This is a genomic window from Sphingobacterium thalpophilum (assembly GCF_038396785.1).
GTDB lineage: Bacteria > Bacteroidota > Bacteroidia > Sphingobacteriales > Sphingobacteriaceae > Sphingobacterium > Sphingobacterium thalpophilum_A.
Map to the genome: position 1 here is coordinate 3,946,902 of NZ_CP151087.1, position 13,813 is coordinate 3,960,714.

A 13,813-nucleotide genomic window follows, 5' to 3' on the forward strand; every position below is an offset into this window, starting at 1 on the left:
TGTTATGTGTTTTGTCATTTTTTTAAGTAGCGATTTTGGTACTGTCTTTCACCATCAGAAAGATATAAGCGGTTTAATTTCAACCGTGTACTTGATTTAAGAGCGATTTTAAAATAAAAAATGAGCTATTGTTTTGCATGCGGCTTCTATGTGGAAACATTCCCTTTGATGTTTTTGATATTAAAAAGGATAATTGCGACAAGTATGATTCCGTAAGCAATATATTTTATTGGAGAAACGGATTCTCGAAAATAGGTTGCGGCTAAAGTAAATGCGATCAGCGGATTAATATAGAGCAGAACGCCAGTCGTTGTTGATGAAATGCCAATGAGTGCATACATGCTCAGGAAAAGGGGGATAATTGTGAATAGCGATGCGATGAGTATTATGGTGCCCCAAAATATGGGTTCTGCCGGAATTGCATGATGATTGTAGATTAGTTTGGGGATCACAACCAATGCACATATACTGAGTTGGATCACCAATTGATTGAGTTTATCGAAACCCGTAGATACCCGTTGTACGATCAGATAAAAAGCGTAACAGGTGGCAATGGTAATAGCCCAGAGGACATCATGTAACGAACCTTTTGCAAGCAGACAAACGCTGCCAAAGGCAATAAAAAGCGCTGTTTTTTGCTGGTTCGTTAGCTCCTCCTTGAGCATGAGGTAGGCACCCGCCGCAGTGATCAGGGGGCAGGTCAGGTAAGCCAATGCCGCAGACTGAATGCTAATATGGTTGACCGCATAAATATAGGTAAACCAGTTTCCAAAGATGAACGCCGACGCGAGTAGGGTAAGGCAGGTCTGGCGGAGCTTGTCCGCCCGAGGCAGAAGTTGGAACTTCCGAATATCAGCTTGCATGGTTTTTCTTCGAAACAGCAACAGGTATATCCAGAGGATCAGGAGCGCCGTTATTATTCTAAAATACAGAATATCTTCGGCCGGATAGCCGCGTATCCAGCGTACAGGGATAGACATAAATCCCCAGATAAAAGGGGCCAAAAAAGCCGCGAAAAGATATTTTCCGCGGCTTGCTGTTTCGTTGTTATTTTCCACGGATTAATCTTTCCAGGCAATGACCGAAATTTCGACATTTACATTCTTAGGAAGGGTTTTTACCGCAACACACTCACGTGCTGGTTGCGCTTCCTTAAAATATTCGGCATAGACTTCATTGACTAAGGTAAAATTGCCCATATCACTTAAGAAAATCGAAGCTTTGACAACATCTTCAAAAGTATATCCCGCATTGGTCAAGATAGCTTCTACATTTTTCAGTACCTGATGCGCTTCGTCTTTCACACCCGATGAAATTAATTCCATTGTTTCGGGAACCAGAGGAATTTGTCCAGAGACATATAATGTATTACCGGCTTTGATTGCCTGGTTATATGGTCCTATTGCAGCAGGAGCTTTGTCGGTATTTAAAATTTCTTTTTTTGACATGGATAACAGTGTTTAGGAAGTAAAAAATATTTTGTAGATCAGGCCCAATAAAAAGACGATAATGGCCGTTGCATTAATAATATGCATAGCTTTTATGCTGCCATTTGATGGGCGATCGGCGTTACGCTTTCTAAAAAAGTACATGGAACTAAGTTACAACAGTAAATTAGAAAGTGAAAATGAAAAGATCAAAAACTTTGAAGGAACTCCCGGTAGACGATAAAACAAAATCCTGTACAAGTGGACGGTTTTTTTTGAATTTTAGTAACTTGGCAATGAAATAGAATTTATATGAATAATAAGATAGCATTAATTGGTGGCAGAATATACACTGGTGAGTCGATTTTGGAACAAAAAGCATTGCTGATCAGCGAAGGTAAAATTGTGGCGATTGTCAATGACCAGGAGGTGCCTGCAGCTTATACCAGTTATCCAGTTAACGGGTCTACTGTTTGTGCCGGGCTGATTGACCTTCAATTGTATGGTGACGGATCGGACTTGTATTCTGCCGAACGTAGTGTAGCCTCTTTGGAACGCATCGCCGAGGGTTTGGTCGGTAAAGGAACGACTTCTTTTATGATGACCTTAGCGACCAATACCATTCCCGTATTTAAGGATGCCATTCGGGTGGCAGAAGGCTTTCGGCACGATGCATTTTTAGGATTGCATCTGGAAGGTCCCTTTTTGAATCCTAAAAAACGGGGTGCGCATCCCGCGGAATTAATTATCGAGCCTACAAAGGAAAAGATTGACGATCTTTTGTCCGGAAATCAGGTTGTCAAGATGATGACCATTGCGCCAGAATGTTTCGCTGATGATATCTTACAGCATTTGCAGGGCTATAATCTATTGCTCAGTGCCGGACATAGTGATGCGACTTTTGAGGAAGGTACCCACGGTTATGATCTGGGGATTCCAACAAGTACCCACCTGTTTAATGCCATGTCGCCGTTACATCATCGCGAAGTCGGGTTAGTCGGCGCAATTTTTAATCATCCGACTGCACAAGCAAGTATTATTGTCGACGGACATCATGTCAGCTTTGAAGCCGTAAAAATTGCGAAACGTCAGATGGCCGAGCGGCTGTTTATGATTACAGATGCTGTAGCCGCCTGCGATAAAGACATCTATCATCACGTATTGAACGATGGCTATTATTCCCTGCCTGATGGCACCATTTCAGGAGCGGCAATCTCCTTGCTTGAGGGGGTAAAAAATGCCGTGCAAAAGGTAGGCATACCACGCGATGAAGCGATCCGAATGGCGACGGTGTATCCGGCAAACCTGCTAAAACGAACGGATATCGGAAATCTAAATGCTGGAAGCATAGCGAATGTCATTGTCTTTAACGACGACTTTAGGTTGGAGCAGGTGATTTTCAAAGGTGAGTTAAAGCATTGATCCATTTCGGAGAAGATTGGCCAATTGACCGACATTGACCAATATTATATGTATCTTCGTTCGTTATTTTGAAAAAACACTATTCTATAGCTTGATGAAACGTTCCCTATTATTTTTGGCAACAGCACTTTTTGTTTTATCTTCTTGTTCATCCAAGAAAAATAAAAAACAGGAGCCTGTTAATACCACAACTACAAATGTCGAAATTGTAAAAAAAGATCCCCCCACAGTGCCCAAGCGCGAACGGGTGAAAAACACAATTGAAACAAAAGAACAGCCAGTTGCAGAAAAGAAGAAGGAAATTGTGGTTGATCTCCCTGTGTTACCACGCGAGTTCCGTGCAGCTTGGGTGGCCTCTGTTGCAAATATCAATTGGCCGAGCAAAAACAACCTGAGTACAGCCGAGCAGCAACAGGAAGCGATCGGCATTCTGGATTTTTTGAAAAATAATAATTTTAATGCCGTAATCTTTCAGGTGCGTCCATCAGCCGATGCTTTTTATAAAAGTGATCTTGAGTCCTGGTCTTTCTTTTTGACTGGAACAGAAGGACAGGCTCCATCTCCTTATTATGATCCACTTGATTTCTGGGTGGAACAGGCGCATAAAAGAGGGATTGAGCTGCATGTTTGGTTGAATCCTTATCGTGCTCATCATACTGCTGGTGGTGCTGTTACCTCGACTTCTATGGCACGTAAAATGCCCGAATCGGTTGTCAAATTAAAACAGGGCTATTATTGGTTTGATCCATCTAAGCAATCTACACAGGATCATGCTGCGCGCGTGGTTATGGATATCGTCAAACGTTATGATATCGATGGTGTGCATTTTGACGATTATTTCTATCCTTACGCGGAATATAATGGTGGCCAGGATTTTCCGGATTCGGATAGTTACAATGAATACAGACGTAATGGAGGGGATTTATCGCGCGGAGACTTCCGTAGAAATAGCGTAAATACCTTTATCGAACGTATTTATAAGGATATTAAGAAAGAGAAAAATTTTGTGAAATTCGGTATCAGTCCCTTTGGTATCTGGAAACCTGGTTATCCGTCAGGAATTCAGGGGTCGAGTCAGTATGATATGCTTTATGCAGATGCTAAATTATGGTTGAATAAAGGTTGGATAGACTATTTTGCTCCGCAGTTGTATTGGCCTATACAGCCAGCCAAACAGAGTTATACGGCTTTGTTAAAATGGTGGGAAAGTGAAAATACATTGGGACGCCACCTTTGGCCGGGCATCAATACGGTTGGCAGACGTGGTCCGGAATATGTTCAGGAAATTGTGAATCAAGTTGAGGCAGCACGTACACTATTGCCTGATAACCGGGAAGGTGTAATCCACTGGAGTTTGGCGGGACTGACCAAAAACCCGGCCATGACACAAGCTTTGGTGAATGGTCCTTATCAGGTGAAAGCATTGGTGCCAACAAGCCCTTGGTTGAATGCAAATCCTTTGTTAAAACCGACTTTGCTACTGACTCCACAGGGAGGAAATATCTTTGCGAAATGGCAGCACCAGCAAATTGATCAGGTTTCAAAATGGGTACTATATCTCAACTACGGTGGGGTATGGCAATATGAGATTCTGGATCCGGGAGTTACAAGTAAGGACATTCCAACGACATTAAACAACAAAAAACTGCAGTATATTGCGGTAAAAGCTGTTGACCGCCTGAGCAATGAAGGGCCTTATGTCGCTGAGAAGATAAAATAACGAGTTATTGTGTTATCAACACTTAAAAAAGGGATATCTGAATTTTAGATATCCCTTTTTTGTTTTGAATTGTAATCTATGCAAGGTAAATTTATAGTTATGGAAGAAATCTATAAAACGGTAAGCGACTCTGTGATTCGGATGTCACAGCTGATGTTGCCCTCAAATGCTAATTTTGGCGGTAAAATTCACGGCGGTTATATTTTATCCTTGATGGATCAGATCGCATTTGCTGTCGCGTCTAAATTTTCAGCACATTATTGTGTGACGGCATCAGTTGGCAAAGTTGATTTTTTGAAGCCTATTGAGGTGGGTGAATTGGTGACATTGATCGCTTCTGTCAATTATGTGGGTAACTCTTCTATGGAAGTCGGTATTCGGGTCGAAGCCATGAATATTCAGACGGGAGAAACCAAGCATTGTAATTCCTCTTATTTTACGATGGTGGCAAAAGACGAAACAGGCAAGCCTGCCCGGGTGCCAAGGTTAATATTGGAAACCGAAAAAGATGTATTTCGTTTCTACCGCTGTGTGGTGAAGATGGAGGTCGACAAAGAAAGAGACCGTGCTATTCACGATCTGGAAACGGATTCCGCCGAACAACAGGCTTATATTAAGCAACATTTTGATGTGAAGATCAGTCTGAACTCTTAGGTCTCCTTCCCTTTCTTACCATTCAAATGTCCCTAGATATTTACTGTCTGTGCATTCGTCGCTTCCGTATGTTCTATGGAAAAATACATAGATGTGGTAGTTGCCGATATGCTGTTGTCGTTGAAGTTTCACTGTCTGTGTTCGCTGAGCAAGTGTATTCATGCTGTGATTTGTGAAAGCGCACTCGTCCGGATTGTATAGCAGCAAACGGCAACTACTTGAGTTGATGTCGTATTGTGCTGCGATATTTGCGTCATATTCCCAGAAGAGTGTGAATGTTTCTGTCTCTTTATCTACCTGAAATGTATGGGAGGAGACAGGGTTAGGCCCCCCTTTACTAACGCGGAAGTTTATATAATTGACTGCATAGCCAGTAGCAGTTTTTTCTATAGCATTATTGAGGTTGTAGGACATGGCATTACTGTAAGCCTTTTTATTGGGGTTATAGTTTTTAAATCCGACCCGTATTAAATCTAGCATTGGAGAGATAAATTTTTGGATGAGGGAGAAACGCGAGCGTGACTGGATTTGATCCGCAGAAGGTTTTTTTCTACTTTTCTTAGGTAAGCCCCTAGCATAGGTTGTATTTCCATTGGTAACAAACACTACTGATCCTGCTTTACCTGAAAGCGTGCCGTTGGCACCGTTTTTAATGACTGCCATAATCTAAGTTAATTGCTTATTTATTTTTCTTTAAGCTACAAAATAAATAAGCATTTATCAATATGAAGTTCGACTTTATCTCGGATCTTTTACAGATCTAAGACGGAACTTAGTCGGATTTTATTCGGTCACAACCGAAGAAGCACCGAGTAATCTCTGAATACAATGGCAATTAAATAGCTTAAAATGGTGGTTCCGACCTGGCATTTCCTTGCATAAGCACGCTGTTATGTGTTGGATGCTGCATGCTATTGGTGGTTTTGTTGTGCTAATGTTTTTTTTCTGCTATCAAATTCGGTGAAAAGGTGTTGCTAAATGCTTTTATAAGATGTTTTGGTTTTTATTTTGCTGTGCTATGCGTTTTTGTATCTGTTTTTATAGGAATTAATGGTTTTTTTTGCTGTCAGATTGTGCGTTAATGTGTTTATTGTTATTTCTTTTTCAAATAATTATGCATAAGCTTGCAAAAACAGGAAGCTTTTCATACTATTGTATAGTAATTGATATAAACTTAGGGTTGGAACCGCCCGTTATGGAAAATTATTAACAACTAACTAAAAACCATGAATAAAAAAATTCTCTTATTCTGTTCAGGGGTGATGCTGTCAACCAGTTTATGGGCACAGACCAAAACTGTAACGGGTAAAGTGACGAATGCTTCTGATGGTGGTACAATGCCTAATGTAACCGTAAGCATCAAAGGTAAATCTGTCAGTACACAAACTAAGCCTGATGGAAGTTTCACCATCAATGCGGAGCCAGGCGATATTTTGATTTTCAGAGCCGTGGGTTCTCAGGAAAGACAACAACTGGTTGGGACAAATGCAACGATCAATGTTACGCTTTCTGGCAGTGAGGAGGCGCTTGAAGAGGTGGTTGTGACGGCCATGGGAATTAAGAAGGAAAAAAAGGCGCTTGGCTATGCTGTTCAGGACATAAAATCGGATGAGTTGATGAAGAATAAGACGGCAAACGTGGTCAATTCATTGGCAGGGAAGATTGCAGGGGTTAATGTAACACAGGCTTCGGGTTCTGCCGGTGCCGGAGCGCAGATTATTCTTCGCGGCGGAACTTCTCTTGAGCGCGACAACCAGCCCTTGTTTGTTGTAGACGGTGTGATCTACGATAACTCTACGGTTATTGGAGGAAATAGTGCCTTCGATGGCGCTCAAGCAACAGCAACCTCTAACAGTAACCGGGTGATGGATATTAATCCCGAAGATATCGACAATGTGTCGGTGTTGAAAGGTCCGGCTGCGGCAGCCTTATACGGGTCAAGAGCTGCTGCGGGAGCTATTATCATTACGACGAAAAAGGGACAAGAAGGGCGTACGGAGATTGGTTTTTCAAGTAGATTTTCAAATAATTGGGTGAATCGCTTGCCAGAGCAGCAAGGAAAATACAAACGTGGCTATTATAACAGTGCGGGTGTACTGGATGATTATACCACGCAATCCTGGGGCGAAAAATTTGGAAGTAATGATGTTGTTTATAACAACGTGAAAGATTTCTTCCAGCATTCGACGGTATTTGACAATACCGTTAATTTATCCGGCGGAAATAAAAATGGATCATTCTATCTGTCTGGTTCCCGCTTTGATCAAAAGGGTATCGTACCTAATACAAGCTTTGACAAAACCACGTTCCGCTTTAATGGGGATCAAAAATTTGGTAAACTGACGGTGGGCGCTAATGTGGGGTATTCGCTGGCAAATACAGATAAAACCCTAACTTCCGCGGGGCTATGGGGATCAGGTGGTACAGGAGCGATGGAGTCCCTGTACAGCTGGTCAAGAAGTGATAATATGAAGAAATACCTCAACGATGACGGGTCGAAGTATCGGATGTTTGAAGGCCGCCAGCCGCTAGAATCTGATGTCGAAAATCCATACTGGACAATCAATAAAAATATTTTGGGCGATAACACCGAGCGTATTACAGGTAGTATCAATGCAAGTATGCCCATCTTCGATTGGTGGAGCCTCACCTATCGTGTCGGGATGGATAGTTATCTGACTAAAAACTCAACTATTATCGGTGAAGGTGGTGCAATTAAGAAACCTTGGCAAAAAGGTATGATGTCGGAAAGTGATTTCAAATACAACTATTGGTCTTCCAACATCATGTCCAATTTCAATAAAAAGGTAGGTGATTTTGATTTAGGCGCTTTAGTGGGATTTTTCTCGGAACAAACCAAGACGACAACAAACCGCCGTATGGGCTATCATTTTGAGGTAGACAATTTTTACAGCTTCGAAAATATAGCAGCAGCGAATAAACAGTTCGCAGTAAACAATACAAAAAAACGTCTTTTTGGTTTGTACGGTGAGTTAAGAGCTTCGTATAAAAATATGTTGTTTTTGAATGTTACGGGAAGAAATGACTGGACCTCGACGTTACCAGTAGACAATAGGTCTTATTTTTATCCTTCTGTTGGTGGTAGCTTTGTGTTTACCGAACTCATGAAAGACAGTCGCCCAGACTGGTTGGATTTTGGAAAGCTGAGAGCTTCCTGGGCGCGCGTGGGTAAGGACGCAAATCCGTATGTAACCAATACCTACCTTTGGAAGCCTGTTGAATATTTAGGTGGAATTGTAGGCGCGGGAAATAACTGGCAGAAAGGTAATCCGTTTTTGAAACCTGAAACAACAGGTTCGTTTGAAGTCGGTGCTGAATTGCGCTTTTTTAAGGGGCGATTGGGCGTGGATTATGCCTACTATACCAATAATTCCTATAACCAGATTCTGTCTCCACGTTTAGGACAATCGACAGGATATATTTTCATCTCAGTCAACGGTGGCGATATCTACAATAAAGGGATGGAGTTGTCCTTAACTGGTAAGCCGATTGTGAAAAACGACTTTGTTTGGGAATCTACGTTAAACATGTCCAGAAACAAAGGGACAGTAGATAACTTGCTCGCAGGGGTCAATATTTTGTATGTCACAGACGTGCAGGTAGGGAATGCGAAAGCTGCATCCTTTAACGGAGGAAACTTTATGGGGATCTCAGGTTCGCAATGGACCCGTACACCTGATGGAAAAGTTGTTTTGGACGCTAATACGGGTATGCCAACAAGTGACAACCAGACGACATATAATATCGGAAACCGTGAGCCTAAGCTGACAGGTGGATTCAATAACAGCTTGACTTATAAAAATTTTAATCTGTCCTTCCTGTTTGATTTCCGTATAGGTGGCGATATCTATAACGGTACAGATTATGCGATGACGATTAATGGAATGAGCAAGCGAACCGAAGATCGTGATCAGCTGATTTTGGACGGAGCCATCCGTAACGGCGGAACAAACGACGCTCCGGTGTACGAAAACAAAACATTCACTTTCTTGGCCGACCAGATGTACACGATTAAAGGTGTGTCAACAAGCGGACGGAAGATTATCCAAGATTATTGGAGTGATTTCTACGCCCGTGAAAGTGCGAACTTTATGGTGAAAACAAACTGGTTGCGCTTGCGGAATATCTCGATGTCCTACAACTTTTCGGACGGTGTCCTGAAGAATGCCGGTGTTTCCAAAGTGGTAAAAGGTCTTACAGCTACTTTGACTGGTACTAATCTTTGGTTGTTGACCAACTACAAAGGGCTTGATCCGGAGGCCTCCGCTGCCGGATCTGGTGTAACGGGATCTAGTTCGGTAGGTATTGATTACAACGGTGTGCCGAGTACTGCTGGTGTTATGTTTGGTTTAAATTTTAGATTTTAAGATAGAAAAGTCATGAATAAATATAAGAGAATAGTCTCATTTCTGTTGGTTCTAACTTTATTTTCGTCCTGTAGTAAAAATTGGTTGGATATCAATGTAGATCCCAATACCCCGTCGAGTACTGTTGCTTCGGTGCAAAGTCGTCTGGCCTGGATACAGCATTATTATATGTATGCGCAAGGGACAGCGGGAACACGGGCGGGGTTTGTGACACAGCAACTGACATTTGTCAACGGTACGGCATCAAACAGTATGATTGCTGGCTGGAATCCTGTGGCAGGTATGTCGACTACACCCTATCAGTTTTTCTTTGTCGGTGCTGGGGCCAATTTTAAGGATATGGAAGACAAGGCTACGGCCGATAAGGCTTACCATTATCTTGGTGCATTGCATGCTATCCGTGCTATGGGTTTTATGCTGATGACGGACTGGTACGGTGAGATGCCTTACACGGAGGCCTTGGGTACCATCATAACGCCAAAGTTTGATGGTGGGAAAGTAATTTTCGAAGGTTGTCTTGCAGATATTGATAAGGCAATTGAATACTTTAATATGACTCAGCCTGGTACTGCTGCTCCCTTGTCGGCTGGCGATAGCTGGAATGGTGGTGATGTAAGTAAGTGGTTGAAAATGTGTTATGGCTTGAAAGCGCGATGGTTGAATAATCTATCGAAAAAGAGCGCTTTATACAAGCCCGATGATGTATTGGCAGCGTTAAGTAAGGCTGCTACTTCCGTTGGAGAAAGCACAGTAATTGCCCATATGGATGATGCGACTGATAATATCGGGGATATCCTATTTGCAGATCCTGTAAAAACGTCTATCGTTTTTAATAATGCGGGTATGAATACCAATACCTTGGTCACGAAATGGTATGAAAATTTATTAACCAATTTCGATAATAAAGGCATAGAGGATCCGCGGGCAGACAAACTATTACCATGGGCAGAATACGGTTATCCCAAAAAGATGATGCGGTCCAAGGGAGTAGATATGCAGTCTACTATTCGCATGAACTCAGGACCGATTGCATCTTCTTATAATGATAAGGATGTGGCTATTCAGAGTAACGGCCGTACGGTAAACCCACATTCCTGGTATATTAACAGTGCCAATACGGCACGTTGGGGAGATACGGTATATGTTTCCATCAAGAGTAGTTCCAAAGGATATGATAGCGATGTGTCGGATACCTATAGATGGAAAGATGGTACCGTGGCTGCTTCAGGTACATTTTATTCGCGTCCCGATGCACCGACCCATTTGGTGGCCTACCCTGAGATGTGCTTTATTAAAGCTGAGGTCCTGTTTAATAAGGGAGATAAAGCTGGTGCCTTTAATGCCTATAAAGAGGGAATTAAAGCACATATTGACTTAATGAATATGAAGCTGAATTCCTATGCGGACGCCAGTCCGAGCAAATCGCCAATGGCGCAGGCTAAGATCGATAATTTCCTGAACAATGGCATTGGTACGGCGGGAGATATTACATTGGCTAAAATTATGACACAAAAGTTTATCGCACTTTCGTTTTCACAGCAAAACTGGAATGATATGCGTCGCTATGATTTTAGCAATTTGGTATATCCAGGCTGGGCTGTTCCTTATGAGTACACGGTGACTGCGGCAGCGCAGACTAAAATACCGCAAGGAAAGCAATTTAGAAGAGTCCGTCAGGTTTCGCATGAGATCAACTACAATTCCGATAATTTGAAAGCATCTCACCCGAATGCGTTAAATGACGATATCTGGTCATTCCCGGTTTGGTGGGATACCAAAGAATAAGTTAAATTTGAAAGCCGCAACTGCGGCTTTCTTCATCTAGTTTGTTTTTGTCATGAAATATTGTATAAATTTCCTTTTTCTTTTTATGCCATTTGTGCTTTTTGCACAATCCCCCAAGATTATTCAAAAACCGATTACCTGGGACAAGGAGCGTATTCAGCTTTCGTTGGATTACCTGAAAAATCGGCATGGCCTGACACAGTCAACACCTGTTATCCAACCTAAAATGGTGGTGGTGCATTGGACGGCCAATAACAGCGTAAAAGCAACTTTTAATACTTTTAATCCTGTCAGACTTCCGGGGCGTCCGGAACTGACCAAGGCCAGTGCCTTGAATGTATCTTCGCAATTTGTCATCGATCGTGACGGTACGATTTATCAGTTTTTACCAGATTCTATTTTTGCACGGCATACCATAGGTCTCAACTATTGTGCAATAGGGATAGAAAATATAGGTAGTCGCCAGAATCCACTGACTGATGCACAATTGAAAGCAAATGAAGAGCTTATCCGTTACCTCAGTAAAAAATATCCGATTGAATTTGTGTTGGGTCACCATGAGTACCAACGTTTTAAGAAAACAAGCTGGTGGAAAGAAACTGATCCCAATTACATCACGGGTAAAGATGATCCGGGAGATAAATTTATACATGAGCTAAGAAAGCATCTTGTCGATCTGAAATTGAATCCCCTACCTTAAATCATGCCTAATCGAAGAATTTCGTTCTGCAGGTAAATTGCGTTTTCCTACAGGAATAAGTAATAAGTGTGCAATTGGTGATCGTTTTGCAATATATTTTGCTGGTTTGCTGTATTTTGCTGCATTGTTAATAAAATGTTAATTGTATTTGATTTGTTACGTGAGCGTGTGCTCTGCACACTTACTTATTTTTCTTTTTAATCGTCTGATTTATTGTAATCGACTGTATTTCAATTTATTGTAATGTATTTTTGCTTTCAGTCTCAACTAATATATTGCGGTTTAATTCCTGTTACAGAAGTAATTTGTAAGTGAATACTTACTTTCTTTTGCGTTTTTATGTTGCTTTAAGTTTTAAAAACGAAAAGTTCTACTTACTTTTATTCTGATTTTCAATTATTCGTGCATAAAACTGCAATTTGTGCATGATCTAAGAGTCTATTTATGATGAAAAATGCCTTATTAAAGCTATCCTTTTTAATTTCTGTTGTTGCTTGGGTTTCCTGTGGGAATTCGTTGAAGTCTATGCAAGCGAGCAAAACCGCAGTAAACAGCATGGCCGGCCGGATAACGAGCCAAGTTGTTATTCCGGGTGCAGATCAACTTACGCTGTATTTACCACAACTAAAAGGTAAGAAAGTGGGAATAATGGGGAATCAAACTTCCATTGTAGGGGCTGATAAAAAACATCTTGTCGATGTCTTGATCGATAATAAGGTTGATTTGAAGTTTGCCTTTGCGCCTGAACATGGTTTCCGCGGGAACGTTGAACGTGGTGAGAAGTTTGGGAATGATGTTGATCAAAAGACTGGTTTGCCGCTGTTTACATTGTATGGAGGTAATAAGAAACAAGATTCTATCGTCAATTCCATTGATGTGATGATCTTCGACCTGCAGGACGTTGGGGCACGCTTTTATACATACATCACTTCTTTGCACCGTGTAATGGAATTATGTGCAAAGCATAATAAAAAATTAATTGTACTGGATCGTCCAAATCCAAATGGCGACCAGGTGGATGGACCTGTAAGGCATGATGATAAGTTTAAATCAGATGTTTCCTGGCATAAAATAGCCATGATCCATGGTTTAACAATCGGCGAGCTGGCGCAGATGATCAATGGAGAGCGGTGGCTTGAGCATGGCCGCCAGGCCGATATAACGATTGTACAGGTCAAAAATTGGAATCATAACAGTAGGTATGAGCTGCCGGTCATCCCATCGCCAAGTCTGCCAAATTATCTTTCTGTTCGGTTGTACCTTTCATTATGTCTTTTTGAAGGTACGGATATTTCGGTAGGTCGGGGTACGGATTGGCCGTTCCAGGTATTAGGTTATACAAATCCGGTCTATGGCTCCTTTACTTTTACACCGGGCGAACGTCACGGTATGTCCAAACATGTGGAGGGCAAAGGAACAGTTAATTATGGTGTTGATTTGCGCGGTCTGGATGCTGATCATCAAAAATTTACCTTAAAATATCTGTTGGACTTTTATCAAAAGACACCTGATAAATCCACTTTCTTCGCGCGGCCTGAATTTTTTGATAAGCTTGCGGGGACAGATCAATTACGTAAGCAAATCCTTGCCGGACAATCTGAAGCTCAGATTCGTGCTTCTTGGTCCGATGACCTGAAAGCCTATAAGCAAATGCGTAAAAAGTATCTGCTTTATACTGATTTTGAATAGCAATAACTAACAATATTAACTAGAATCA

At 41.7% G+C, this 13,813-nt stretch carries 11 protein-coding genes; 7 read left to right on the forward strand and 4 right to left on the reverse strand.

What is annotated here, in order from left to right; all coding sequences use genetic code 11:
• Positions 1–146: 146 nt before the first annotated feature.
• From AACH28_RS17525 to AACH28_RS17535, 3 genes are read right to left on the reverse strand one after another with little or no spacing between them, the layout of a single operon-like run.
• Entirely contained in the window at positions 147–1,058 is a 912-nt protein-coding gene (locus AACH28_RS17525; protein ID WP_341831114.1) for an EamA family transporter, read from the reverse strand.
• A gap of 3 nt (positions 1,059–1,061) precedes the next feature.
• Positions 1,062–1,448, reverse strand: coding sequence for a RidA family protein (locus AACH28_RS17530; protein ID WP_159333461.1), 387 nt, complete (start codon positions 1,446–1,448; stop codon positions 1,062–1,064).
• A gap of 12 nt (positions 1,449–1,460) precedes the next feature.
• Positions 1,461–1,592, reverse strand: coding sequence for a DUF6728 family protein (locus tag AACH28_RS17535; protein WP_338112831.1), 132 nt, complete (start codon positions 1,590–1,592; stop codon positions 1,461–1,463).
• Positions 1,593–1,739: 147 nt separating this feature from the next.
• On the opposite strand from AACH28_RS17535, the gene nagA reads away from it, so the two are divergent.
• The 3 genes from nagA to AACH28_RS17550 all read left to right on the forward strand — a co-directional run bounded on the left by nagA (position 1,740) and on the right by AACH28_RS17550 (position 5,223).
• Positions 1,740–2,849 (forward strand): N-acetylglucosamine-6-phosphate deacetylase, encoded by a 1,110-nt coding sequence (gene nagA, locus AACH28_RS17540; protein ID WP_341831115.1) that lies wholly within the window; start codon positions 1,740–1,742, stop codon positions 2,847–2,849.
• Between the two features lie 94 nt (positions 2,850–2,943).
• Positions 2,944–4,569, forward strand: coding sequence for a family 10 glycosylhydrolase (locus AACH28_RS17545; protein WP_341831116.1), 1,626 nt, complete (start codon positions 2,944–2,946; stop codon positions 4,567–4,569).
• A gap of 99 nt (positions 4,570–4,668) precedes the next feature.
• A complete protein-coding gene (locus AACH28_RS17550) occupies positions 4,669–5,223 on the forward strand; it encodes an acyl-CoA thioesterase (protein ID WP_341831117.1) in 555 nt (184 codons plus the stop codon).
• Positions 5,224–5,238: 15 nt separating this feature from the next.
• Here AACH28_RS17550 and AACH28_RS17555 read toward each other — a convergent pair whose 3' ends face one another.
• Entirely contained in the window at positions 5,239–5,886 is a 648-nt protein-coding gene (locus tag AACH28_RS17555; protein ID WP_341831118.1) for a DUF6266 family protein, read from the reverse strand.
• 563 nt (positions 5,887–6,449) lie between these two features.
• Here AACH28_RS17555 and AACH28_RS17560 point away from each other — a divergent pair.
• The 4 genes from AACH28_RS17560 to AACH28_RS17575 all read left to right on the forward strand — a co-directional run bounded on the left by AACH28_RS17560 (position 6,450) and on the right by AACH28_RS17575 (position 13,785).
• A complete protein-coding gene (locus tag AACH28_RS17560; RefSeq protein ID WP_286710256.1) occupies positions 6,450–9,611 on the forward strand; it encodes a SusC/RagA family TonB-linked outer membrane protein in 3,162 nt (1,053 codons plus the stop codon).
• 12 nt (positions 9,612–9,623) lie between these two features.
• Positions 9,624–11,396 (forward strand): SusD/RagB family nutrient-binding outer membrane lipoprotein, encoded by a 1,773-nt coding sequence (locus tag AACH28_RS17565; protein WP_201667089.1) that lies wholly within the window; start codon positions 9,624–9,626, stop codon positions 11,394–11,396.
• An 85-nt stretch (positions 11,397–11,481) separates the two neighbouring features.
• Positions 11,482–12,096 (forward strand): peptidoglycan recognition family protein, encoded by a 615-nt coding sequence (locus tag AACH28_RS17570; RefSeq protein ID WP_341831119.1) that lies wholly within the window; start codon positions 11,482–11,484, stop codon positions 12,094–12,096.
• A 444-nt stretch (positions 12,097–12,540) separates the two neighbouring features.
• Complete coding sequence (locus AACH28_RS17575; protein WP_341831120.1) at positions 12,541–13,785, forward strand: DUF1343 domain-containing protein; 1,245 nt, start codon at positions 12,541–12,543, stop codon at positions 13,783–13,785.
• The last annotated feature ends 28 nt before the right edge of the window (positions 13,786–13,813 follow it).

Coding starts and splice junctions, on each gene's coding strand:
- AACH28_RS17575 (WP_341831120.1), top strand. CDS start 12,541: ATGATGAAAAATGCCTTATTAAAGCTATCCTTTTTAATTTCTGTTGTT.
- AACH28_RS17570 (WP_341831119.1), top strand. CDS start 11,482: ATGCCATTTGTGCTTTTTGCACAATCCCCCAAGATTATTCAAAAACCG.
- AACH28_RS17545 (WP_341831116.1), top strand. CDS start 2,944: ATGAAACGTTCCCTATTATTTTTGGCAACAGCACTTTTTGTTTTATCT.
- AACH28_RS17560 (WP_286710256.1), top strand. CDS start 6,450: ATGAATAAAAAAATTCTCTTATTCTGTTCAGGGGTGATGCTGTCAACC.
- nagA (WP_341831115.1), top strand. CDS start 1,740: ATGAATAATAAGATAGCATTAATTGGTGGCAGAATATACACTGGTGAG.
- AACH28_RS17550 (WP_341831117.1), top strand. CDS start 4,669: ATGGAAGAAATCTATAAAACGGTAAGCGACTCTGTGATTCGGATGTCA.
- AACH28_RS17565 (WP_201667089.1), top strand. CDS start 9,624: ATGAATAAATATAAGAGAATAGTCTCATTTCTGTTGGTTCTAACTTTA.
- AACH28_RS17530 (WP_159333461.1), bottom strand. CDS start 1,448: ATGTCAAAAAAAGAAATTTTAAATACCGACAAAGCTCCTGCTGCAATA.
- AACH28_RS17535 (WP_338112831.1), bottom strand. CDS start 1,592: ATGTACTTTTTTAGAAAGCGTAACGCCGATCGCCCATCAAATGGCAGC.
- AACH28_RS17555 (WP_341831118.1), bottom strand. CDS start 5,886: ATGGCAGTCATTAAAAACGGTGCCAACGGCACGCTTTCAGGTAAAGCA.